The sequence below is a fragment of the Streptomyces natalensis ATCC 27448 genome (genome assembly GCF_000935125.1).
In the GTDB taxonomy this organism is placed as follows: Bacteria; Actinomycetota; Actinomycetes; order Streptomycetales; family Streptomycetaceae; genus Streptomyces; species Streptomyces natalensis.
The window spans coordinates 159,043-180,288 of record NZ_JRKI01000026.1; the positions used below are offsets into that span (position 1 = coordinate 159,043).

Genomic DNA, 21,246 nt, shown 5'->3' on the forward strand with positions numbered 1-21,246 from the left:
CGCTCCGCGCCCCCGCACGTCGAACCGGCGGCCGGCCACGCACTCACCCGGGCCCTAGCTTTGAGCCTCCAACCAGCCACCCCGTAGGCTGGCCCTGTGGTGACACCGACTCCGGAAGAACGCACACGGGAGCTGCTCATCGCCTTCCGTGCGGTCATCGGCACGTCCCAGACCCAGCTCCGGGAGACCCTGGACAGGCTGGGGCTGACGGTACCGCTCGCCGATGCGCTGTGGGTGCTGGATCCCGCGCTGCCCGCGCCGTCGATGAAGACCCTGGCGGGCCTGCTGCACTGCGACCCCTCCAGCGCCACCTTCCTCGTCACCCGCCTGGAACTCCAGGGACTCACGGAACGGGTTCCCGACCTGGCGGACCGACGCTCCAAGACGGTCGAGCTGACGGACAAGGGGGCACTGGTGCGCGGCGAGCTGATCGAGGCGATGGTCGAGCAGTCGCCGCTGGCCGCGCTCAGCGTCGAGGACCAGGACACCGCCCTGCGGCTGCTGCGCAAGGCCCTGGCGCGGGCCGAGCGGCCGTGAGCGGTCCGCTGGCGTCACCGGAGTTCTCGCGGGACCCGTATCCGCTGCTCGCCGCGCTGCGGGAGCGGGGTCCCGTACAGCGGATACCCACCGGTAACGGGCGTACGACCTGGGTCGTCACCGGATGGGAGGCGGCGCGGGCGGCGCTGGCCGACGCACGGCTGTCGAAGGACACCGCCCGGTTCTTCGCCGACCGGCCCTCCACCCGCAATCTGGCACCCGCCGTCAGTCGGACCATGCTCGCCACCGACCCGCCGGACCACGGTCGGCTGCGCAAGCTGGCGATGACGGCATTCACCCCCGCGGCCGTCGCCCGACTGGCACCGCGGATCCATGAGATCGCCGGGGAACTGGCCGAGGCGCTGGCCGCCGGGCTGGCCGCGCACGGCACCGCGGATCTGATGGAGGAGTTCGCCGTCCCGCTGCCCATCGCCGTGATCAGCGAACTGCTCGGCGTACCCGAGCGGGACCGGGCGGCGGTGCGCCGGTGGTCCAACACGCTGTTCGCCGCCGATGCGGACGATGTCGTCGACCGGGCGTCGCACGAGCTGAGCGCCTATATGACGGAGCTGATCGCCGCCCGGCGCCGCGACCCCGGGGAGGACGTGCTCAGCGGTCTGATCGCGGCCAGGGACGAGGGCGACCGGCTGACGGAGCCCGAACTGGTCTCCCTGGCCGTGCTGTTGGTGGTCGCCGGGCACGAGACCACGACCCATCTCATCGGCAACGGCATGCTGGCGCTGCTCCGCGACGATGCCCTCCGGGCACGCCTGCGGGCCGACCTCGATCTGCTGCCGGCCGCGATCGAGGAATTCCTGCGCTACGACGCGCCGCTGACCGTCGCCACCTTCCGCTACGCCACCGAACCACTGGAGCTGGGCGGCGCGCGCATCGGGGCGGGCGATGTCGTGCTGGTCTCCCCCGGTGCCGCCAACCGCGATCCGGCGCGCTTCCCCGCGCCCGATGCCGTACGGCTGGACCGGGGCCGTTCCACCGGGCATCTGTCGTTCGGTTCCGGGCCGCACCACTGTCTGGGCGCGCCGCTGGCCCGCCTGGAGGGGCGGATCGCCTTCGAGGTGCTGCTGACGCGCTTTCCGGAGCTGCGGTGTGCGCAGGGGGACGGCGAGGAGGGCGACGGGGCGCTCGTATGGCGGCGGACGCGGCTGATGCGGGGGCTGGCCCGGCTGCCCGTGACCACGGCGGAACCTGACGCGCATCGGGACGCGCCCCTCGGCACGCCGTGAACGGCGAACCGGCGCCGCGACTGCAGTGCGGCAGTCGCGGCGCCGGCCGGTACGGGTCCCCGGTGGCGCAGTCTCTGGTGGCTCAGCCTTCGATGCTGTGGCCGGAGAGGCGTTCGACGCCGCGGAGGAGGGCGGAGTGGTCGAGGCCGCCGTCGCCCTGGGCGCGCAGGGAGGCGACCAGGTTGGCGACGACCGCGCCGACGGGCAGGGCGGCGCCGACGGTGCGGGCGGCGTCGGTGACGATGCCCATGTCCTTGTGGTGCAGGTCGATGCGGAAGCCGGGCTTGAAGTCGCGGGTGAGGAAGTTGTCCTTCTTGCGGGTCAGGACGGTGGAGCCGGCCAGTCCGCCATTGAGGACGTCGAGGGCGGCGGCGAGGTCGACGCCGGACTTCTCCAGAAAGACGACGGCTTCGGCACACGCCTGGATGTTGACGGCGACGATGAGCTGGTTGGCGGCCTTGACGGTCTGGCCGGAGCCGTGCGGGCCGCACAGCACGATGGTCTTGCCCAGGGCCTCCAGGATGGGGCGGGCGGCGTCGAAGTCGGCCTGTTCGCCGCCGGCCATGATCGACAGGACGGCTTCGACGGCGCCGGCCTCGCCGCCGGAGACGGGGGCGTCCAGGACGCGGATGCCCTTGTCGCCCGCGGCCTTGGCCAGGTCGATGGAGGTCTGCGGGGTGATCGAGGACATGTCGATCAGCAGCGCGCCGGCCTTGGCGTTGTCCAGGATGCCGTCGGGGCCGTAGGCGATGGCCTCGACGTGCGGGGAGGCGGGGACCATGGTGATGACGACGTCGGCGTCGGCGACGGCCTCGGCGATCGAACCGGCCGCCGTGCCGCCGTTCTTGGCCAGGCGCTCCAGTTTGTCGGCCTCGAGGGTGTAGCCGGTGACCGCGTAACCGGCCTTGATCAGGTTCTCGGCCATGGGGGAGCCCATGATGCCCAGGCCGATCCACGCGATCTTGGGCAGATTGCTCATCGAAATAACCTCTTTCACACTCAAAAACAGGGGACAGCGAGCGGCGGACCCGGTTACTGGGCTGCGCGCAGCGGGGCCGGCAGCCAGGCGAACGACGAAGCACTCGGGGTGTCGCCCGGCTTGTACTCCAGGCCGATCCAGCCGTCGTAGCCGGCCTTCTTCAGGCGGTCGAGCAGGGCGTCGAAGTCCAGCTCGCCGGTGCCGGGGGCGCCGCGGCCGGGGTTGTCCGCGATCTGGACGTGCGCCGTCTTGGCCGTGTAGCGGTCGATGACCTCGTCCAGGTCCTCGCCGTTCATCGACAGGTGGTACAGGTCCATCAGGAAGCGGGCGTTGTCCAGGCCGGTGGCCGCGTTCACCGCGTCGACGACCTCGATCGCCTTCGGGGCCGAGACGATCGGGCACTTCGGTGACTCGGGGGCGTTGAGCGCCTCGATGATCAGCGTGCCGTCGATCTCGGCCACCGCACGGGCCGCGAAGGCCAGGTTCTCCAGCGCGAGCCGGTCCTGCTCCTCCGGCGAGACGCCCTCGACGCGGTTGCCGTACAGGGCGTTGAACGTGGTGCAGCCCAGCGATGTGGCGAACTCGATCGCGACGGGGACGTTCGCGCGGAACTTGTCCGACTCCTCGCCCGGGACCGACAGGGCACCGCGGTCCGGGCCGGGCAGCTGTCCGGCGTAGAAGTTCAGGCCCACCAGGCGGGTGCCGGCGTCGGTCAGGGCGTCGCGCAGCGCGTCCAGCTCCGCCTGCTCGGGGACCGGGGCGTCCACCCACGGCCACCACAGCTCCACCGCCGTGAACCCCGCCGCCCGCGCGGCCGCCGGCCGCTCCAGCAACGGAAGCTCGGTGAACAGGATCGACAGATTGACGTTGAAGCGCGTGTCCGTGAAAGCCATGAAGCCCGGCGCCCCTTCCGAATAGCGGATTTGTGTTTCTGTTCTACGGGATAGTGGCGACGCCGGGCGCGCGGGTCAAGCGCGCCCGGCACACCACGGGATCCGGTCCGGCGTCAGCTCTTGAGCGGCTTGATCGCGGTGGGGGCGTGCCCCGGCTCGGTCGCGATCTCTTCCCACTCGTTGACGCTGGCGATGTCGGTGCCGCTCATCGAGATGTTGGTGATCCGTTCGAGGATGGCCTCGACGACGACCGGGACGCGGTACTCGGCGGCCAGCTTCTTGGCCTCCTCGAAAGCGGCACCCAGCTCGTTCGGGTCGGTGACCCGGATCGCCTTGCAGCCCAGGCCCTCGGCGACCTTGACGTGGTCCACGCCGTAGACGCCCAGTTCGGGGGTGTTGATGTTCTCGAACTCCAGGTTGACCTGGAAGTTGATGTCCAGGCCGCGCTGCGCCTGGCGGATCAGTCCCAGGTACGCGTTGTTCACCAGGACATGGACGTAGGGGATCTTGTGCTGGGCGCCGACCGCCAGCTCCTCGATCATGAACTGGAAGTCGTAGTCACCGGAGAGGGCGACCACCGGCGTCTCGGGGTCGGCGGTGGCGACGCCCAGCGCGGCCGGGATGGTCCAGCCGAGCGGGCCGGCCTGGCCGCAGTTGATCCAGTGGCGCGGCTTGTAGACGTGCAGCATCTGCGCGCCGGCGATCTGGGAGAGGCCGATGGTGGTGACGTAGCGGGTCTCCGGGCCGAAGGCCTTGTTCATCTCCTCGTAGACGCGCTGCGGCTTCATCGGGATGTTGTCGAAGTGCGTACGGCGCTGGAGCTCGGCCTTGCGCTCCTGGGTGGAGGCGGCCCAGGCGCTGCGGTCGGGCAGCTTGCCGGCGGCCTTGAGCTCCTTGGCCACCTCGACGAACAGCTCCAGCGCGGCCTTGGCGTCGGAGGCGATGCCGTAGTCCGGGGCGAAGATCTTGCCGATCTGGGTCGGCTCGATGTCGACATGGACGAACTTGCGGCCCTGGGTGTAGACGTCCAGCTTGCCGGTGTGGCGGTTGGCCCAGCGGTTGCCGATGCCCAGGACGAAGTCCGACTCCAGGAAGTTGGCGTTGCCGTAGCGGTGCGAGGTCTGGAGGCCGACCATGCCGGCGTTCAGCTCGTGGTCGTCGGCGAGGATGCCCCAGCCCATCAGGGTCGGGACGACCGGGGTGCCGGTCAGCTCGGCGAATTCGACCAGCAGATCGGAGGCGTCGGCGTTGATGATGCCGCCACCGGCGACGATCAGCGGGCGCTCGGACTCCAGCAGGAACTGGATCGCCTTCTCGACCTGGGCACGGGTCGCGGTCGGCTTGAAGGCCGGCAGCGGCTCGTAGGTCTCGGGGTCGAAGTCGATCTCGGTCAGCTGGACATCGATCGGCAGGTCGATCAGGACCGGGCCGGGGCGGCCGGAGCGCATCAGGTGGAAGGCCTGCTGGAAGACGCCGGGGACCTGGGCGGCCTCCATGACGGTGGTCGCGGCCTTGGTGACCGGCCGGGCGATCGAGGCGATGTCGACGGCCTGGAAGTCCTCCTTCTGGATCACCGCGGTCGGCGCCTGGCCGGTGATGCAGAGGATCGGGATGGAGTCGCCGGTTGCGGAGTACAGGCCGGTGATCATGTCGGTGCCGGCCGGGCCGGACGTGCCGATGCAGACACCGATGTTGCCCGGGTGGGTCCGGGTGTAGCCCTCGGCCATATGCGAGGCGCCCTCGACGTGGCGGGCCAGCGTGTGGTCGATGCCGCCACCCTCCTTCAGCGCCTTGTAGAAGGGGTTGATCGCCGCGCCCGGCACTCCGAAGGCGTTGGTCACGCCCTCGCGCTTGAGGATCTCCACCGCAGCGCGGGCGGCTGTCATTCGAGGCATCGAGTACTCCTGCGTCGACCTGTCAGGGCATGTTCCGGCGAAGGACCGGAAGGACCGAAAGCTCTTAATTCCGCATCATGGAATCAATGTTTTGCTTTATGGAAGAGCAAGGTAGAACGCCTCACACCGCTCGTCAAGGGCCGGAGGCGGGGCGGATTCCGGACGGGCAGGCGGAAAAGCCGCACCCCGGGGGCCGCCCGGGGCGCGGCGGGATGACGCACGGGCGCCCAGGTCAGGGACCTGGCGGCGGCCCCGGCGGAGCGACGGGAACGCGGATCACCGCCTCGACGGGGGGGCGGCGAGCCCCGACCGGTGGACAGCGAGCCTCGGCCGGCGGCCGGGACCGAGGGCTGGGGGTCGAGGACCGAGGGCCGAGCGGCCCACGCATGTCCAAGTTGGCGGAAAAGGGAGGGGCGATCGGTCCCCGGAGTCCGCTTGTGAAGGTCAGGTAAACGCGTGAATATGCCAAACACATGCACCGGCGGCGGCGAGAAGCGACCGGTCGAGGTTCCCGAGGTCGGCCGAAAAATTGTTTTCTCTTCAATTTCCTCGCGGCGAAAAGGTACGGAAAGGCAGATATTCCAGACGACTCTTTTCGCCTCGAGTTGAGGGTGAGTAGGGTGTGACCGCTGCCACGTAACCGGTGATGCGGATCCAGCTGAATTCAGGGCGACGGGAATGCGGTGCCGGGGACAACGCCTTCGTGACGGGGAGGGGACCATGACAGCCGGCTCTTTCGAAGGACACTATGTGTGGAGCCCGGCGGCCGATGACCGCGTGCTCGCGCGGGCATGTATGGACGTCAGGGCCGGCCGGTACTTCAGCGCGCACGAGGCGCTGAAGGAAACCCGGGACGATTACGAGGTACGCGCCCACCGCTCCCTCGTGCTGGCGTCCGTCGCCGCCGACTCCGACCTGGCGGAACGCTGGCTGTCCGAGGAGCCCGGCCCCGAGGCGGCGCTGCTGTGGGCCCGGGTGGCGATGCTCCGCGCCCTGCGCATGGCCGACGCCGGTGACCAGCGACAGCGGGCGCTGACGCGGATAGCGCGGACGGCATGCGAACGGGCCGCCAAGGAGCTGCCCGAGGACCCCACCCCGTGGGTGGCCCAGCTGGCGCTGGCTCGGCTCGACGGCCTCAAGGACCCCGCGCCGCAGGGGCTGTTGACCGCGCCGCCCGGCCCGTGGCGCCTCTTCTCCCACATCCTCCGGCTCGACGCCTGGCACCGCGAGGCGCACCACCGGTTCCTGTCGTTCTTCTTCGCCCGCTACGGCGGATCCTCCGGCGCCAGCTGGGATGTCGCCGCGTTCCTGAGCCAGCGGGCGCCGGCCGGTTCACCGCTCCGGCTGCTGCCGTTGGTCGTCCTGGTGGAGGACTACGATCCCTCGGCCCTGCTCGCCGACCGCACCTGGGAACAGCCGCCGTGGGCCGCCACCGCGATGAGCGTCCACCACCACTGGTTTCCGAGGGTGGCCGACTACCGCTTCACTCCGGTACTGGACCTGGCCTACCTGGCCCATGCGCTGTTCATGGCGAAACGGGAATTCGAGGCGCGGGAAGTCTTCACGGCCATGGGCCCGTATGCCTCAAGAATGCCCTGGAGTGTATTCGGTGACCCCGCGGAACAGCTGACCAAAGCGAGACGTTCCTGTGGGCTTCCGGTGCCACACAACGCCTGATCCCGATAAATTCCCCCCACCCCAGAAAGGTTGCGTTTGTGTCCCGGCGCACATCTCTTCTCGGTCCAGAATCCCCCCATCCGGAATACCCCGTCACACTCGACGACGATGCGACCCTGCACGCCATGGGTTACCCACGGAAACTCACCCGCAGATTCCGTGCGTTCGACAATTTCGCCATTTCCTTCACCATCATCAACATCATTTCCGGCATCTTTTCCTCCTTCGGGTTCGGAATGAACGCCGGCGGCCCGCGGATCCTGGTCTTCGGCTGGATCGGCGTATCGGTGATGGTGCTGTTCGTCGGCGCCGCGATGGGCGAGATCGCGTCCGCCTACCCGACCAGCGGTGCGCTCTACTTCTCGGCCGGCAAGCTGGCCAAACGGCATCAGGCCGCCTGGTCCTGGTACACGGGCTGGCTGAACTTCGTCGGCCAGGTCGGCGGCACCGCGGCCACCAACTTCGCCGCCGCCACCTTCATCCAGGCATTCATCGCCATGCAGTGGCCGTCCTACCGCCCCACGCCACAGCAGACCGTCGCCATCACCGCGGTCATCCTCCTCGTCCAGGCGCTGGCGAACACCTACACCGTGCGACTCGTCGCCGTACTGAACCGGATTTCCGTGTGGTGGCTGCTGACCGGCATGGTGGTCATCGTCGGCGCGCTCTCCGTCATCCCGGAACACCACCAATCGCCCTCGTTCATCACGCATTTCGCCAACAACACCGGATTCAGCCACGCCGCGTACGGAGGAATGCTGGGGCTGCTCGTCACCAGCTGGACGTTCACCGGATTCGACGGCAGTTTCCATATGTCCGAAGAAACGGTGAAGGCGACCGTCAATGCGCCCAGGGGCATCATGCGGGCGATCACCTACTCGGCGCTCACCGGCCTCATCCTGATGCTCGCCCTGGTCTATGCGATCCGCGACTATGCGCACGCCGCGAGCGCCGAGGCACCACCGGTGCAGATTCTCCTCGACGCCCTCGGCCAAAACACCACGAAGTTCCTGTTGTTGATCGTCATCGGCGCCATGCTGTTCTGCGGTCTCGCCAACATGACCAGCAATACCCGGCAGATCTTCGCCTTCTCCCGGGACGGCGCGATGCCCGGCTCCCGTTGGTGGCATTCGGTGTCCGCACGCACCCGTACGCCGGTCAAGGCGGTCTGGCTCGCCGCGGCCTGCCCCCTCGTGCTGGTGCTCCCCGGCTGGTGGTCGCACACCGCCTTCACCGCGGTGGTCAGCGTCAACGTCGTAGGACTCTTCCTCGCCTACGCCGTGCCGATCTTCCTGCGGCTGCGACTCGACGACTTCCAGGCCGGGCCGTGGAACCTCGGCCGCTACGGCAAGGCCGTCGCGGCGATCGCGGTGACCTGGATCCTGGTCAGCAACGTGCTGTTCATGCTGCCCCAGGCGTCCCCGATCACCCCCACCTCGTTCAACTACGCGCCCATTGCCCTGGCGGTGGTGCTCGTCATCGCCACCGTCTGGTGGTTCGCCACCGCCCGCAGGCGCTTCCAGGGCCCGGTCAGCTACGGCCGTCCCGACGAGGTCGCGGCCATGGACCTGATCTAGGGCCTGTCCGGTGGGTCGGCGTCACCGCCCGCCGTACCCGCCCGGCCCCGAACCCCGACCCCACAGAAGGGACCACCACCGGCATGCCCCAGAACCCCGCAGCACACCGCATACCCGTCACGACCGGCGAACTCGCCGTCACCACCGCCACGTTGGACGACTGGCACCACGTGGTGCAGTGGGCCGCCGACGAAGAGTGGAATCCGGGCCTCGACGACGCCGCCCGTTTCCACCCCACCGACCCCGCGGGCTTCTTCGTGGGACGCCGCGGTGACACCACGCTCTCGTCGCTGTCGATCGTCAACTACTCGGCCGAGTACGCCTTCCTCGGCTACTACCTCGTCCACCCCGACCACCGCGGTCGGGGCCTGGGCCTCGCCACCTGGCGCGCCGCCTTCCCGCACGCCGGCGCCCGGACCGTCGGTCTGGACGCGGTCCCCGCACAGCAAGCCACCTACCGGCGCGCCGGGTTCACCCCCGTCTACGACACCCTGCGCTACGGAGGCCGCCCCACCCGCGCGGGCACACCGGCCCCGCCGGAGATCGTCGCGGTCACCGGCGCGCACCTGGGTGCCCTGACCGGCTACGACCGGCGCTGCTTCCCCGCGGACCGGAGCGCCTTCGTCCGCGGCTGGCTGACGGCCCCCGGCCACACCGCCCGCGCCTATGTCCACGACGGCGAGATCGCCGGCTACGGGGTGATCCGGCCGGCTCGCACCGGACACCGCATCGGCCCGCTCTTCGCCGACACCCCGCAGGCCGCCGAGGCGCTCTTCGACGCCCTCACCGCCACCGTCGACCCGGCCGCCGATGTCTTTTTCGACGTCCCCGAGCCCCGGCACGCCGCACACGCCCTGGCCACCGCCCACGGCCTGTCCCCCCAATCGCACACCGTCCGGATGTACACCGGGCAGGTGCCACCGTCGGACCGGAACCGCACCTTCGCCGTGACGAGCCTCGAACTGGGGTAGCGCCGCCGTCGGGGCGCGGTCCCGCACGCGCCGTTGCCGGGCATCGTCCCGCACGCGCCGTCGTCAAGGCACCGTCCCGCACGAGCCGCCGAGGCGGCGCAAGCCCCCCGGGCACGGATGCTGTGGGTACATCCGCCCCGCTGGATCTCATCCAGCGGGGCGGAGCGCCGCGAAGGATGAAGTGCAGGTGCGGGCGAGTGGCCCGCCGGTGAACCAGGCATCGATGCGGGCGAGGTTGATGGCGCCGCCGGTGAAGTGGCACTGCACCACCGACACCAGTGGCCGCCGTGAGCCGCTGCTCGCAGATCACTGGCCCAGCACGTGCCGCAGATAGGCCCGCGGTTCGCTGAGATACCGCCGCCAATGGTCCACCAGCCCCAGTTCGGCCCACTTCACCGACCGCATCCCGTGCTCACCGACCTCCACGATCTCCGCACCAGGCAGCGCAGTCAGCAAGGGCGAGTGCGTAGCACAGATGACCTGCGCGCCGGCCCGTCCCAACTCATCCATCAACGCGATCAGTTCCAGGCAGGAAGTGAACGACAGCGCCGCCTCCGGCTCGTCCAACACATACAAGCCCCGCTGGGAGAACCGCTCCCGGAAGGCCAGCAGAAACCCCTCGCCATGACTCATCTCGCCCGGATGCCGAGATATCCGCTGCGACGCCCGCTCGCCGCTCAACGCCTCCAGCGCCGTCTCGGCCCGCAGAAAGAAGCCCCGCCGACGGATCCTCGGCGCCCGCACCATCGCCCGCCCCTCCCGCGTCGGATCGAACCGCATCCGACGGCCCAGTGGCGATGCCTCCCGCGAGCTGGCGTACTTGTAGCCCGCCGACCCGCCGTACGAGTCCAGCCCGAACCCCTCCGCCAGCGCCTCGGCCAGCGTCGACTTCCCCGAACCGTTCTCGCCCACCAAAAACGTCACCGGTGCCCGGAACGCCAGCCCCTCCTCGACCAGCTGGCGCACACACGGCACCCTCCAGGGCCAGCCCTCCCCGGCCGGCCCCATCCCCTCCGGAAGATCCGCATAAGCCCGCTCGATCAACATGTCATCCAAGCTCTCACGGCCCACTGACAACGCGGCCGTGCGGACGGTCTCCGGCGCGCCCTTACTTCTTGTGGCGAAGTCGGTCCACCATTCCCGTGACGAGGGGGTGACCTGGGTCGACGGCGCCGACGATGCGGCGGCCGATCGTGGTCGGTTGGCGGACCTGTGCCCTGGCGAGTGCGTCGAAGACGTAGGTACGCACGGCCTCCACGTGTCCGGGGGTGGTGGCGGCCACCTTGTCGAAGCCTTAGTCGGTGAGGGTGGCCACGGTGCAGCGGCCGTCAGTGGGGTCGGGGCTGCGGCGCACCCAGGCGCGCTTCTCCAGCCGTCCGGCGACCTGGGACAGCCGGGGCAGCGAGCCCTCGACGAACCCGGCCGGCTCGCTCATCCGCCGTTCGGCGCCTCCGGGGAGCGCCGAAGGGCCCCACCCCGAGGGGTACGGGGCCCTTCTTCACGCGGCACGAACTCCGCGCGGCGTGCCGGGAATTCCTCGTCAGCGGATCGGCATCCCCGACAGCGTCCGGGCGATCACCAGCCGCTGGATCTCGCTGGTGCCCTCGAAAATGGTGTAGATCGCGGCATCGCGGTGCATCCGCTCGACCGGGTATTCGCGGGTGAAACCGTTGCCGCCGAGGATCTGTACGGCCTGGGCGGTGACCTTCTTGGCGACCTCGCTGGCGAAGAGCTTGGACATCGAGCCCTCGGCGGAGGTGAAGGGCTTGCCGGTCACCGCCATCCAGGAGGCGCGCCACACCAGGAGGCGGGCGGCGTCGATCTGGGTGCGCATATCGGCCAGCTGGAAGGCCACGCCCTGGTTGTCGATGATCGGGCGGCCGAACTGCTCGCGGGTCTTGGCGTACTCCAGGGCCTCCTCGTACGCGGCGCGCGCGGTGCCGACCGCCATCGCGCCGACCGCCGGGCGGGACGCCTCGAAGGTGGCCATCGCGGCGTTCTTCACGCGCTCACCCCCCGCCCTGGCCTTCTCGCGGGCGCGGGCCAGGCGCTCGTCGAGCTTCTCCTTGCCGCCGAGCAGGCAGCTGCCGGGGACCCGTACGTCCTCCAGGACGACCTCGGCGGTGTGCGAGGCGCGGATGCCGTGCTTCTGGAACTTCTGGCCCTGGGAGAGGCCGGGGGTGTTCGGCGGGATGATGAAGGAGGCGTGGCCCTTGGAGCCCAGCTCGGGGTCGACGACCGCAACGACGACGTGGACGTTGGCGATACCGCCGTTGGTGGCCCAGGTCTTGGTGCCGTTGAGCACCCACTCGTCCTTGGCCTCGTCGTAGACCGCGCGGGTGCGCATCGAGGCGACGTCGGAGCCGGCGTCCGGCTCGGAGGAGCAGAAGGCGGCGACCTTGACGTCATTGGCGTCGCCGTACATCTGCGGGACCCAGGTGCCGATCTGCTCCTCGGTGCCGTTGGCGAGGACGCCGACGGCGGCCAGGCCGGTGCCGACGATCGACAGGGCGATCCCGGCGTCGCCCCAGAAGAGCTCCTCCATGGCCATCGGGATGCCCAGGCCCGTGGGGTCGAAGAACTGCTGGGCGTAGAAGTCCAGCGAGTACAGGCCGATCTTGGCCGCCTCCTGGATGACCGGCCAGGGCGTCTCCTCGCGCTCGTCCCACTCGGCCGCGGCGGGGCGCATGACGTCCGCGGCGAATCCGTGAATCCAGTCGCGGACTTCCCGCTGCTCGTCGTTGAGCTCCATGGTGAACTCGGCCATGACCCCTCCTGCGCCGCACTTCGTGCCGCGGTCGTCCATTGTTACTTGCGGTAACCCGAGTCTGTTACTCGTCAGTAAAGGATGTCAACTCTCCGGGGAACGAATTCACCGTGGAGTTCGGGTGTTACGTTGCGCGAGCGCCACGATTCACGAGGGTGGGAGCACGACCATGGACAACACACAACACAGCGGCCGACGGCAGACGGCGACCGAGCGCAGACGGCGGGAGCTGCTGGAGGCCGCGGAGCGGATCGTGCTGCGCGACGGCCCGGAGGCGTCGATGAACGCCATCGCCGCCGAGGCCGGCATCACCAAACCGATCCTCTACCGGCACTTCGGTGACAAGGGCGGCCTCTACCGCGCGCTGGCCGTACGGCACACCGACGCCCTGCTGGCCAATCTGCGCACCGCGCTCGACGCCCCGGTGCTGCGCCGCGACCGGGTCGAGGCCACCCTCGACGCCTATCTGGTCGCGATCGAGACCCGGCCACAGGTCTACCGCTTCCTGATGCACCCGGCCGAGCAGCAGGGCCAGGCCGAGTCGGGATTCGACGTGGGACGGCACTCGGCACCGCTGCTGCGCAGGCTCGGCGAGGAGCTGGCGAAGGTGATCTCCGACCGCCTGGACCTGGGGCCCGAGGGCGAGGAACGGGCGCGGGTGTGGGGGCACGGCATCGTCGGCATGATGCATGCGGCCGGCGACTGGTGGCTGCGGGAGCGCCCGTGCTCCCGCGAGAAGCTGGTGGAGCATCTGACGGATCTGCTGTGGGGCCAGCTGGCCACCGTCAAGGATCTGGCCGGCGGCACCGGCTTCTGACGCGGCCCGGAGTCGGCGGCCGGATCCCGGCTGCCGCAGGTCAGCGGCCCGAATTCAGCGGCCGGACCCCGGAAGCCGCAGGTCAGCGGCCCAGCTCGGTTCGCCCCGCCCACGGGGCACGGGCGGCCGCGCGCAGCGCCCGTCGCCGCCGCAGCCCGGTGAGGTGGTCGACATAGAGACCGCCGTCGATGTGATCGCACTCATGCTGGAGACAGCGGGCGAAAAAGCCGGTGCCGGTCACGGTCCTCGGCTCGCCGGTGACGCTGAGCCCTTCCACAACGGCGTGGTCGTGGCGCGGCGTACCGGCCTCGATACCGGGCAGTGACAGGCACCCTTCGGGCCCGCGGATCACCGGGCCGTCGACGGAGACGAGCCGGGGATTGACCAGATGCCCCAGATGACGGCGGTCCTCGTCGTCGGGGCAGTCGTAGACGAACACCCGTAGCGGGACGCCGATTTGGTTGGCGGCGAGGCCGACGCCACGGGCCGCGTACATGGTGGCGTACATGTCCTCGACGAGCCGGGCGAGCTCCGCGTCGAAGGCGGTGACCTCCTGGCAGGGCGCGTGCAGGGCCGGGTCGCCGAGGAGGCGCATCGGGCGCGGGTGGCCGGTGCTGCCGGGGATCGTACGGGAGCGCATGGCGCCCAGAGTACGGTCCACAGGGCGGCCCGCCGGTCATACCGGATGTGGCGGCACGGGTGGCGGGGTTCGGGCCCGCGGCCGGATCTCGATAGGCTGATCCCCGACCGAAGCCTCCGGCCGGTCGTCGGCTGCGGAGGGGGCGTTTACCGGCAGCCACGTGGCGGGCGGGCGCCGGATGCAAGGAGGATCTAGGACGATGGCAGGCAACACGGAGCCGCTGTCGCCGCGGGCCAAGCTGGCCGTGACGGCGGGCAAGGCCGCGGCGGCGGTATCGCGTGCGGCGGGCCGCGGCAGCGGATCGGTGATCGGTGGCCGGGTGGCGCTCAAGCTCGACCCCGACCTGCTGGCCCGGCTGGCCCGGCACCTGGACGTGGTGTTGGTGTCCGCCACCAACGGCAAGACGACCACCACCCGGCTGATCGCCGAGGCGCTCCGGGCCAGCGGCCCGGTGGTCTCCAACGCGCTCGGCGCCAACATGCCGGCGGGTATCACCTCCGCGCTGGCGGGCGGCTCGGACGCCAAGTACGGCGTCATCGAGGTCGACGAGAAGTACCTGGCGGGGGTGGCCCGGGATGTGACGCCCAAGGCCATAGCGCTGCTGAATCTCTCGCGCGACCAGCTCGACCGCGCCGCGGAGACCCGGATGCTGGCGGAGAAGTGGCGCGAGGGCCTGGCCGGCTCCAAGGCACTGATCATCGCCAACGCCGACGACCCGCTGATCGTCTGGGCGGCCTCGTCGTCGGCGAACGTGGTGTGGGTCGCGGCCGGGCAGGAGTGGAAGGACGACGCCTGGTCCTGCCCCTCGTGCGGCGGCGTGATGCAGCGCCCGGGAGAGGACTGGTTCTGCGGCGAATGCGGTTTCCGCCGCCCGACGCCGAGCTGGGCGCTGTCCGGCGACCACGTACTGGACCCGCACGGCAGCGCCTGGCCGATCAAGCTCCAGCTGCCGGGCCGCGCCAACAAGGCCAACGCCACGACCTCGGCGGCGGTCGCGGCCGCGTTCGGGGTGCCGCCGCAGGTCGCCCTGGAGCGGATGTACGCGGTGCAGGCGGTGGCCGGCCGCTATGACGTGGTCTCCTTCCTGGAGCGGGAGCTGCGGCTGCTGCTGGCGAAGAACCCGGCCGGCTGGCTGGAGACGTTCTCGCTGATCGACCCGCCGCCGACCCCGGTGATCATGTCCGTCAACGCCCGCGGCGCGGACGGTACCGACACCTCCTGGCTGTGGGACGTCGACTACACCCGGCTGGCCGGGCACCCGCTGTTCGTGCTCGGGGACCGCAAACTGGACCTTGCGGTGCGGCTGGAGGTCGCCGGACTCGACTTCCATGTCTGCGACAACCTCGACGAGGCGGTGCAGATGGCCCCGCCCGGCCGGATCGAGGTCATCGCCAACTACACCGCCTTCCAGGACCTGCGCCGCCGCGTGGGCAACTGACTGCGGTCCACCGACCACACGGACAAGGACGAGCGAGCATGAGTGACAACAGCCTGCGCCTGGTGTGGGTCTACCCCGACCTGCTGAGCACCTACGGCGACCAGGGCAATGTGCTGGTGGTGGAACGGCGGGCGCGCCAGCGCGGTCTGGACGTACAGCGCCTGGACGTCCGCTCCGACCAGGCCATTCCCACCTCCGGCGACATCTATCTGATCGGCGGCGGCGAGGACCGTCCGCAGCGGCTGGCCGCCGAGCGGCTGATCCGCGACGGCGGTCTGCACCGCGCGGTCGAAAACGGCGCGATCGTCTTCTCGGTGTGCGCCGGGTACCAGATCCTGGGCCATCAGTTCGTCAACGACCTCGGTGAACAGCAGGAGGGCCTGGGCCTGCTGGACGTGGTGAGCACCCGCGGCGAGGGCGCCCGCTGCGTCGGCGACGTGCTGGCCGATATCGACCCGAAGCTGGGCCTGCCTCCGCTGACCGGCTTCGAGAACCACCAGGGCGTGACGCATCTGGGCGAGACCGCCAAGCCGTTCGCCAAGGTGCGCTTCGGCAACGGCAACGGGGTGGGCGACGGCTACGAGGGCGCCTACAACGACACCGTCTTCGGCACGTACATGCACGGCCCCGTCATGGCCCGCAATCCGCATATCGCCGATCTGCTGATCAAGCTGGCGCTGGACGTCAATGCGCTGCCCTCGGTGGAGGACCGCTGGTACGAGGCGCTGCGCCAGGAGCGGATCGCCGCCGCGACGCAGCCCGCCTGATCCCGGAACGCCCCGTTCCGCGGCTTTTCCGTACGCCCGCAGTCCCGCACTGCGGGCGTACGTGTGCCCGGCGGCCCCGCGCTTGTAGGGTGAGCGGGATCCAACCGGACGACGGGGTCCGGGTCTCCGGTTGAGTTGCAGAGGGTTTTCGAGCAATGCGTATTGGTGTCCTCACCTCCGGCGGCGACTGCCCCGGCCTGAACGCCGTCATCCGCTCCGTCGTCCACCGCGCCACCGCCGATCACGGCGATGAGGTGATCGGCTTCCGCGACGGCTGGAAGGGCCTGCTGGAATGCGATTACCGCAAGCTCGACCTGGACGCCGTCGGCGGCATCCTGGCGCGCGGCGGCACGATCCTGGGGTCGTCGCGGGTACAGCCCGCCCATCTGCGCGACGGTGTCGAGCGGGCCCGCGGCCATGTCGCCGATCTGGGCCTTGACGCGATCATCCCGATCGGCGGTGAGGGCACGCTCAAGGCGGCGCGGCTGCTGTCGGACGCCGGGCTGCCGATCGTCGGCGTCCCCAAGACCATCGACAACGACATCGCGGTCACGGACGTGACCTTCGGCTTCGATACGGCGGTGGGCGTGGCCACCGAGGCGCTGGACCGCCTCAAGACCACCGCGGAATCGCATCAGCGGGTGATGATCGTCGAGGTGATGGGCCGGCACACCGGCTGGATCGCGCTGCACTCGGGCATGGCGGCCGGTGCGCACGCGATCGTCGTCCCCGAGCGGCCCTTCGGCATCGAGGAGCTGACGGCGCGGGTCGCCGAGCGGTTCGAGGCCGGCAAGAAGTTCGCGATCGTGGTCGTCGCCGAGGGCGCCAAGCCGCGTGAGGGCACCATGTCCTTCGACGTCGGAGGCAAGGACATCTACGGCCACGAGCGGTTCGCCGGGGTCGCCCGGCAGCTGTCCGTCGAGCTGGAGAACCGCCTGGGCAAGGAGGCCCGCCCGGTCATCCTCGGCCATGTCCAGCGCGGCGGTACGCCGACCGCGTACGACCGGGTCCTGGCCACCCGCTTCGGCTGGCACGCCGTCGAGGCCGCGCACCGCGGCGACTTCGGGATGATGACCGCGCTGCGCGGCACCGACATCACGCTGGTGCCGCTGGCCGAGGCCGTCGAAAGCCTGAAGACGGTGCCCGCCGAGCGGTACGACGAGGCCGAGTGCGTGCTGTGACCGTCGCCTCCCCGGCGCGATAGTCCGTGTCGTACGACCCGCCCCCTGCCGCTGTGATGGCCGGGGGCGGCTCTGGACGGGCGTGCCTGACGCCTCCCCGCAGGCGGGACTTCGGACTCACCCGTCTAGTCTTGTCGCCGGAGCATTGGTACGAATCAGGAGCGAGCGGATGCATGACGGCGGGCACGGCATGGACGGCATGAACATGGATCTGCCGCCGTTCACGCTGGCGCGGGGGCTGGAGTTCGGTGGTGATCCGTTCTTTCTCGTCGGCTGCCTGCTGGGACTGCTGCTGTACGGCTGGGCGGTGATCCGGCTGCGGCGGCGGGGCGATGCCTGGCCGGTGGGCCGCGTGGTCGCCTGGGTCCTGGGCGTGCTGACGGTGGCTCTGGTGATGTGCACCCAGCTGAACGACTACGGCATGGCGATGTTCAGCGTGCACATGGTGCAGCACATGATCATCAGCATGCTCTCGCCGATCCTGCTGCTGCTGGGGGCGCCGGTCACCCTCGCGCTGCGCGCGCTGCCCGCCGCCGGCCGCGGCCGCAAGGGCCCGCGCGAACTGCTGGTGGCGCTGCTGCACAGCCGGTACATGCGGATCATCACCCACCCCGCCTTCACCATCCCGCTGTTCATCGCGAGCCTCTACGCCCTCTACTTCTCCCCGCTCTTCGACTTCCTGATGGAGTCGCGGGCCGGGCACATCGCGATGATGGTTCACTTCCTCGCCGTCGGCCTGGTCTTCTTCTGGCCGATCATGGGCGTCGATCCGGGCCCGCACCGCCCCGGCTATGTGATGCGGATGCTGGAACTGTTCGCCGGCATGCCGTTCCACGCCTTCTTCGGCATCGCGCTGATGATGGCCAGCGAGCCGATGGTCGACACGTTCCTCCACCCGCCCGCCTCGCTGGGCATCGAGGCGCTCTCCGACCAGACGGCCGCGGGCGGTATCGCCTGGGCGTTCAGCGAGATCCCGTCCGTCGTGGTGCTGATCGCCCTGGTCTTCCAGTGGTACAAGTCCGAGAAGCGCCAGTCGCAGCGCTCGGACCGGGCCGCGGACCGCGACGGGGACAAGGACCTGGCGGAGTACAACGCGTATCTCGCCTCGCTCAACGCGCGGGGGCAGTGAGACCGCACGGCGGATGTCTGGCGGCACGGGCCGCGGCCGGGGACGATGGTCCCATGGCCGCGGCCCGTGGCATGAGCAGCATGAGCAGCCGGGCCGCCGTGAGGAGGTTGCGGGTATGCCCGGATCTGCCAAGACGATGGCCGTGTGCACGGTGAGCGGGCTGGTGATCGCGACCGCGTACACCGTGGCCCTGGGCGCCAATGGCTGGCTGTGGTTCCTGTGGGTCGTGCTGGCGCTGGTGACGGCCGGGGTGGTGGCGGCGCGCCGGGCGTGAGCCGGGGGCGCGGGGCGCGGGGCCGTCCGGAAGTCGGACCGGTCTCAGAAGCGGAAGACCGCCCCGGTCTCGGAGTCCAGGACGCAGGCGTTGGGGAACGCCTTGTGCCAGTCCACCGGACGGCCGTGCCAGTCGCCTCTCGCCGCAACGGTCACCGGGTTGTACTGCTTGGTGCACGGGCGCGGATCCCCCGGCAGCGCCTCCAGATTGCCGTCCACCTCGGCCAGCTCGGCACAGGCGGTCGCGCCGTGCGGATGGCTGCCGCGGGTGTCGGGGCAGGTGAGCCGTACGCCGCGGATCCAGGTGTCGCCCGCGCCGGACACCGTCAGAAACAGGCCACGTTCGCGCGGCGGCAGGTCGGCGGCTGCGGGGCTGCCCGTGACGGCCAGGGCGGCGAGCACGGCGGTGGTGAGCGCGGCGGGACGGGGGACGCGGCGGGCCTGGGGCATGCGGGCCTCCTGTGGGCGGCTCGGTGGGAGCGAGCTCGGATGGACGCGTGCCAGCGCACCCCGCCCCACGCCGCCGGACAAGCGGCCACGCCGTGAGGTCGCCCGTACGGGTGCGGCGGGGTGAACGCGAACCCGCGGCGCGTTCCCGGTAGCCGAGCGCGGCGATGCGATCTCGCGCCCCGTGCGGGTGGCGGCTACCCTGCGTCGGCACCGTGACTACGGGGAGGCCAGCGCGTGTTCTACCAGTTGCTGAAGTACATCGTTCTCGGTCCGTTGCTGCGGTTGGTGTTCCGGCCGCGGGTCGAGGGGCTCGAGCATGTACCGGAGGAGGGGGCCGCGATCATCGCGGGCAATCATCTGTCGTTCGCCGACCACTTCGTGATGCCGGCGATCGTCCCGCGGCGGGTGACGTTTCTGGCCAAGGCCGAGTACTTCACGGGGCCGGGGCTGAAGGGCCGACTGACCGCGGCGTTCTTCCGTGGCGTGGGGCAGATTCCGATCGACCGGTCGGGGGGCCGGGCCTCGCAGGCGGCGATCACCTCGGGCCTCGCGGTCCTGCGCAAGGGCCGGCTGCTGGGCATCTACCCGGAGGGCACCCGGTCGCACGACGGCCGGCTCTACAAGGGACGTACCGGGGTGGCGGCGATGGCGCTCGAAGCGGGGGTGCCGGTGGTGCCCTGCGCCATGATCGGCACGTTCGAGGCGCAGCCGACGGGCCGACGGCTGCCCCGGGCGATCCGGATCACCATTCGCTTCGGGGCGCCGCTGGACTTCTCGCGGTACGCCGGGCTGGCCGACGAGCGCGCCGTGGTGCGCGCCGTCACCGACGAAATCATGTACGCGATCATGCGACTCTCCGGGCAGGAATACGTGGACCTGTACGCCGGTGAGGCAAAGGCCGCGGCGCAGGCGGAGGCCAAGGCGGTGCCCCGGGTGCCGCACGGCCGCGCGGGGCACCGCGGCGGGAACTGAGTGGTCGTCACCCCGCGCACCGGGCGGGGGGGATATTCCGTCGCGACGTGCGGTGGCCTCGCGTACCTTGATCGTCATGATGGACCGGATACGGGGGTGCCGGCGATGAGTGCCCGGTTGCGCGGGATGGCGCAGGAGACGGAGCGGATCGTTGCGGCGGGTGCGTATCGCGCGCCGAGCGGGCGGCTGGTGGAGATCGCGGCGGCGGTGCGGCGGGCGCGGGCGGGGACGCGGTTGTACGGGCCGCAGGCGGTGGCCTTCGAAGGCGCGGAACCGGGCGGGCGGACGCTTGCGGCGTCGGGCGGGCGGACGGTTCTCGAGGTGACGGCGGAAGGCAGTCTCACGGCGGGGCGGCGGCTGGCCGAGGCGGGTGGTGGGCCGCTCGCGGTGCTGAACTTCGCCTCGGCGCGTAATCCCGGCGGCGGCTACCTCAATGGTGCCCAGGCGCAGGAGGAGGCGCTGTGCCGGGGGTCGGCGCTGTACACCTGTGTGCGCGAGGCACCGGAATTCTATGCCGCGCACCGTGCCGAGCCGAGCCCGTTCTACAGCGACCGGGTGATCCTCTCCCCTGGTGTGCCGGTGTTCCGCGACGACCGGGGTGCGCTGCTCGAAGTGCCGTACGAGGCGGGGTTCTTGACGGCGGCGGCGCCGAACGCCGGGGTCATCGCGCGGCAGCGGCCGGCGGAGACGGCCCTGGTGGCCGAGGCGCTGACAGCCCGTGCGGAGCGGGTGCTGGAGGTCGCGGCGGCCGGTGGGCACCGTCAACTGGTGCTCGGCGCCTGGGGATGCGGGGTGTTCCGTAACGAACCGGCCGATGTGGCAGGGGCGTTCGCCGCACATCTGCTGGGGGCCGGGCGGTTCGCCGGACGGTTCGACCGTATTGTGTTCGCCGTGCTGGACCGCCGGGACGATTCGCCCACCAGGGCCGCCTTCCGCGAGGTGTTCGGCGCGGGACGTGAGGAACCGACGAAGGGCGCGGACGACCGTGAGTGAGACGGTGAGTGAGCACGAGACGTACGGCAAGCTGGTCGGGCTGCTG

The 21,246-nt window shown here is 70.5% G+C and carries 22 protein-coding genes; 13 read left to right on the forward strand and 9 right to left on the reverse strand.

Translation table 11 applies throughout. The annotated features are described in order from the left end of the window. The first annotated feature begins 96 nt into the window (after nucleotides 1-96). Together SNA_RS16475 and SNA_RS16480 are read left to right on the forward strand one after the other, a co-directional pair. The gene (locus tag SNA_RS16475; protein ID WP_051877555.1) at nucleotides 97-537 is read left to right on the forward strand and encodes a MarR family winged helix-turn-helix transcriptional regulator; all 441 of its coding nucleotides are present in this window, start codon (nucleotides 97-99) and stop codon (nucleotides 535-537) included. After that, complete coding sequence (locus tag SNA_RS16480; protein ID WP_044365620.1) at nucleotides 534-1,781, forward strand: cytochrome P450 family protein; 1,248 nt, start codon at nucleotides 534-536, stop codon at nucleotides 1,779-1,781. The genes SNA_RS16475 and SNA_RS16480 overlap by 4 nt, the downstream gene beginning before the upstream one ends. 82 nt (nucleotides 1,782-1,863) lie before the next feature. On the opposite strand, the gene SNA_RS16485 is transcribed toward SNA_RS16480, so the two are convergent. From SNA_RS16485 to gcl, 3 genes are all read right to left on the reverse strand, one after another. Further along, nucleotides 1,864-2,760, reverse strand: coding sequence for a 2-hydroxy-3-oxopropionate reductase (locus SNA_RS16485; protein WP_044365622.1), 897 nt, complete (start codon nucleotides 2,758-2,760; stop codon nucleotides 1,864-1,866). A gap of 53 nt (nucleotides 2,761-2,813) precedes the next feature. After that, nucleotides 2,814-3,653, reverse strand: a complete 840-nt coding sequence (locus SNA_RS16490; protein WP_044365624.1) for a TIM barrel protein — start codon at nucleotides 3,651-3,653, stop codon at nucleotides 2,814-2,816. Nucleotides 3,654-3,766: 113 nt separating this feature from the next. Further along, nucleotides 3,767-5,548, reverse strand: a complete 1,782-nt coding sequence (gene gcl, locus SNA_RS16495) for a glyoxylate carboligase (protein ID WP_030064612.1) — start codon at nucleotides 5,546-5,548, stop codon at nucleotides 3,767-3,769. A 720-nt stretch (nucleotides 5,549-6,268) separates the two neighbouring features. Here gcl and SNA_RS16500 point away from each other — a divergent pair. The 3 genes from SNA_RS16500 to SNA_RS16510 all read left to right on the forward strand — a co-directional run bounded on the left by SNA_RS16500 (nucleotide 6,269) and on the right by SNA_RS16510 (nucleotide 9,773). Beyond that, nucleotides 6,269-7,225 carry a hypothetical protein gene (locus SNA_RS16500; RefSeq protein ID WP_198535049.1) on the forward strand — a complete coding sequence of 319 codons (957 nt, stop codon included), beginning with the start codon at nucleotides 6,269-6,271 and terminating at the stop codon, nucleotides 7,223-7,225. Nucleotides 7,226-7,350: 125 nt separating this feature from the next. Further along, the gene (locus SNA_RS16505) at nucleotides 7,351-8,802 is read left to right on the forward strand and encodes an amino acid permease (RefSeq protein WP_030064614.1); all 1,452 of its coding nucleotides are present in this window, start codon (nucleotides 7,351-7,353) and stop codon (nucleotides 8,800-8,802) included. 83 nt (nucleotides 8,803-8,885) lie between these two features. Then, the gene (locus SNA_RS16510) at nucleotides 8,886-9,773 is read left to right on the forward strand and encodes a GNAT family N-acetyltransferase (protein WP_044365627.1); all 888 of its coding nucleotides are present in this window, start codon (nucleotides 8,886-8,888) and stop codon (nucleotides 9,771-9,773) included. Nucleotides 9,774-10,079: 306 nt separating this feature from the next. Here SNA_RS16510 and SNA_RS16515 read toward each other — a convergent pair whose 3' ends face one another. The 4 genes from SNA_RS16515 to SNA_RS16525 all read right to left on the reverse strand — a co-directional run bounded on the left by SNA_RS16515 (nucleotide 10,080) and on the right by SNA_RS16525 (nucleotide 12,540). Then, nucleotides 10,080-10,820, reverse strand: coding sequence for an AAA family ATPase (locus SNA_RS16515; RefSeq protein ID WP_030064615.1), 741 nt, complete (start codon nucleotides 10,818-10,820; stop codon nucleotides 10,080-10,082). Nucleotides 10,821-10,881: 61 nt separating this feature from the next. Beyond that, nucleotides 10,882-11,055: a hypothetical protein gene (locus SNA_RS42360; RefSeq protein ID WP_157879945.1), complete on the reverse strand. Its 174-nt coding sequence runs from the start codon at nucleotides 11,053-11,055 to the stop codon at nucleotides 10,882-10,884. A 12-nt stretch (nucleotides 11,056-11,067) separates the two neighbouring features. Further along, nucleotides 11,068-11,208 (reverse strand): helix-turn-helix domain-containing protein, encoded by a 141-nt coding sequence (locus SNA_RS42365; RefSeq protein ID WP_157879946.1) that lies wholly within the window; start codon nucleotides 11,206-11,208, stop codon nucleotides 11,068-11,070. Between the two features lie 105 nt (nucleotides 11,209-11,313). After that, a complete protein-coding gene (locus SNA_RS16525; RefSeq protein ID WP_030064616.1) occupies nucleotides 11,314-12,540 on the reverse strand; it encodes an acyl-CoA dehydrogenase family protein in 1,227 nt (408 codons plus the stop codon). Nucleotides 12,541-12,709: 169 nt separating this feature from the next. On the opposite strand from SNA_RS16525, the gene SNA_RS16530 reads away from it, so the two are divergent. Continuing rightward, on the forward strand, nucleotides 12,710-13,357 hold the full coding sequence (locus tag SNA_RS16530) for a TetR/AcrR family transcriptional regulator (protein WP_044365628.1): 648 nt from the start codon (nucleotides 12,710-12,712) through the stop codon (nucleotides 13,355-13,357). Nucleotides 13,358-13,439: 82 nt separating this feature from the next. Here SNA_RS16530 and def read toward each other — a convergent pair whose 3' ends face one another. After that, nucleotides 13,440-13,997: a peptide deformylase gene (def, locus tag SNA_RS16535; protein ID WP_030064618.1), complete on the reverse strand. Its 558-nt coding sequence runs from the start codon at nucleotides 13,995-13,997 to the stop codon at nucleotides 13,440-13,442. Between the two features lie 199 nt (nucleotides 13,998-14,196). Here def and SNA_RS16540 point away from each other — a divergent pair, with 199 nt between their 5' ends. From SNA_RS16540 to SNA_RS43215, 5 genes are all read left to right on the forward strand, one after another. After that, nucleotides 14,197-15,435 carry a Mur ligase family protein gene (locus SNA_RS16540; protein WP_044365629.1) on the forward strand — a complete coding sequence of 413 codons (1,239 nt, stop codon included), beginning with the start codon at nucleotides 14,197-14,199 and terminating at the stop codon, nucleotides 15,433-15,435. Between the two features lie 38 nt (nucleotides 15,436-15,473). Beyond that, the gene (locus SNA_RS16545; protein ID WP_044365630.1) at nucleotides 15,474-16,202 is read left to right on the forward strand and encodes a type 1 glutamine amidotransferase; all 729 of its coding nucleotides are present in this window, start codon (nucleotides 15,474-15,476) and stop codon (nucleotides 16,200-16,202) included. Between the two features lie 155 nt (nucleotides 16,203-16,357). Next, the gene (locus tag SNA_RS16550) at nucleotides 16,358-17,383 is read left to right on the forward strand and encodes a 6-phosphofructokinase (RefSeq protein ID WP_030064620.1); all 1,026 of its coding nucleotides are present in this window, start codon (nucleotides 16,358-16,360) and stop codon (nucleotides 17,381-17,383) included. 169 nt (nucleotides 17,384-17,552) lie between these two features. Then, nucleotides 17,553-18,512, forward strand: coding sequence for a cytochrome c oxidase assembly protein (locus SNA_RS16555; protein ID WP_030064621.1), 960 nt, complete (start codon nucleotides 17,553-17,555; stop codon nucleotides 18,510-18,512). Nucleotides 18,513-18,627: 115 nt separating this feature from the next. Beyond that, nucleotides 18,628-18,786: a hypothetical protein gene (locus SNA_RS43215; RefSeq protein ID WP_030064622.1), complete on the forward strand. Its 159-nt coding sequence runs from the start codon at nucleotides 18,628-18,630 to the stop codon at nucleotides 18,784-18,786. 44 nt (nucleotides 18,787-18,830) lie between these two features. Here the strand turns inward: SNA_RS43215 and SNA_RS16565 are convergent, their stop codons facing one another. After that, a complete protein-coding gene (locus SNA_RS16565) occupies nucleotides 18,831-19,235 on the reverse strand; it encodes an SSI family serine proteinase inhibitor (RefSeq protein WP_030064623.1) in 405 nt (134 codons plus the stop codon). Nucleotides 19,236-19,469: 234 nt separating this feature from the next. Between SNA_RS16565 and SNA_RS16570 the strand changes: the two genes are divergently transcribed. Together SNA_RS16570 and SNA_RS16575 are read left to right on the forward strand one after the other, a co-directional pair. Then, a complete protein-coding gene (locus tag SNA_RS16570) occupies nucleotides 19,470-20,207 on the forward strand; it encodes a lysophospholipid acyltransferase family protein (RefSeq protein ID WP_037788990.1) in 738 nt (245 codons plus the stop codon). Nucleotides 20,208-20,312: 105 nt separating this feature from the next. Further along, nucleotides 20,313-21,200: a TIGR02452 family protein gene (locus tag SNA_RS16575; RefSeq protein WP_030064625.1), complete on the forward strand. Its 888-nt coding sequence runs from the start codon at nucleotides 20,313-20,315 to the stop codon at nucleotides 21,198-21,200. Nucleotides 21,201-21,246 lie beyond the last annotated feature (46 nt).

Bases quoted from the DNA above. Each gene is read 5' to 3' on its own strand.
- SNA_RS16490 (WP_044365624.1), bottom strand. From the start codon at position 3,653: ATGGCTTTCACGGACACGCGCTTCAACGTCAATCTGTCGATCCTGTTC.
- SNA_RS16530 (WP_044365628.1), top strand. From the start codon at position 12,710: ATGGACAACACACAACACAGCGGCCGACGGCAGACGGCGACCGAGCGC.
- SNA_RS16515 (WP_030064615.1), bottom strand. From the start codon at position 10,820: ATGTTGATCGAGCGGGCTTATGCGGATCTTCCGGAGGGGATGGGGCCG.
- SNA_RS16525 (WP_030064616.1), bottom strand. From the start codon at position 12,540: ATGGCCGAGTTCACCATGGAGCTCAACGACGAGCAGCGGGAAGTCCGC.
- SNA_RS16540 (WP_044365629.1), top strand. From the start codon at position 14,197: ATGGCAGGCAACACGGAGCCGCTGTCGCCGCGGGCCAAGCTGGCCGTG.
- SNA_RS16485 (WP_044365622.1), bottom strand. From the start codon at position 2,760: ATGAGCAATCTGCCCAAGATCGCGTGGATCGGCCTGGGCATCATGGGC.
- SNA_RS16555 (WP_030064621.1), top strand. From the start codon at position 17,553: ATGCATGACGGCGGGCACGGCATGGACGGCATGAACATGGATCTGCCG.
- SNA_RS16510 (WP_044365627.1), top strand. From the start codon at position 8,886: ATGCCCCAGAACCCCGCAGCACACCGCATACCCGTCACGACCGGCGAA.
- SNA_RS43215 (WP_030064622.1), top strand. From the start codon at position 18,628: ATGCCCGGATCTGCCAAGACGATGGCCGTGTGCACGGTGAGCGGGCTG.
- SNA_RS42365 (WP_157879946.1), bottom strand. From the start codon at position 11,208: ATGAGCGAGCCGGCCGGGTTCGTCGAGGGCTCGCTGCCCCGGCTGTCC.
- SNA_RS16550 (WP_030064620.1), top strand. From the start codon at position 16,358: ATGCGTATTGGTGTCCTCACCTCCGGCGGCGACTGCCCCGGCCTGAAC.
- def (WP_030064618.1), bottom strand. From the start codon at position 13,997: ATGCGCTCCCGTACGATCCCCGGCAGCACCGGCCACCCGCGCCCGATG.
- SNA_RS16575 (WP_030064625.1), top strand. From the start codon at position 20,313: ATGAGTGCCCGGTTGCGCGGGATGGCGCAGGAGACGGAGCGGATCGTT.
- SNA_RS16565 (WP_030064623.1), bottom strand. From the start codon at position 19,235: ATGCCCCAGGCCCGCCGCGTCCCCCGTCCCGCCGCGCTCACCACCGCC.
- SNA_RS16505 (WP_030064614.1), top strand. From the start codon at position 7,351: ATGGGTTACCCACGGAAACTCACCCGCAGATTCCGTGCGTTCGACAAT.
- gcl (WP_030064612.1), bottom strand. From the start codon at position 5,548: ATGCCTCGAATGACAGCCGCCCGCGCTGCGGTGGAGATCCTCAAGCGC.
- SNA_RS16500 (WP_198535049.1), top strand. From the start codon at position 6,269: ATGACAGCCGGCTCTTTCGAAGGACACTATGTGTGGAGCCCGGCGGCC.
- SNA_RS16545 (WP_044365630.1), top strand. From the start codon at position 15,474: ATGAGTGACAACAGCCTGCGCCTGGTGTGGGTCTACCCCGACCTGCTG.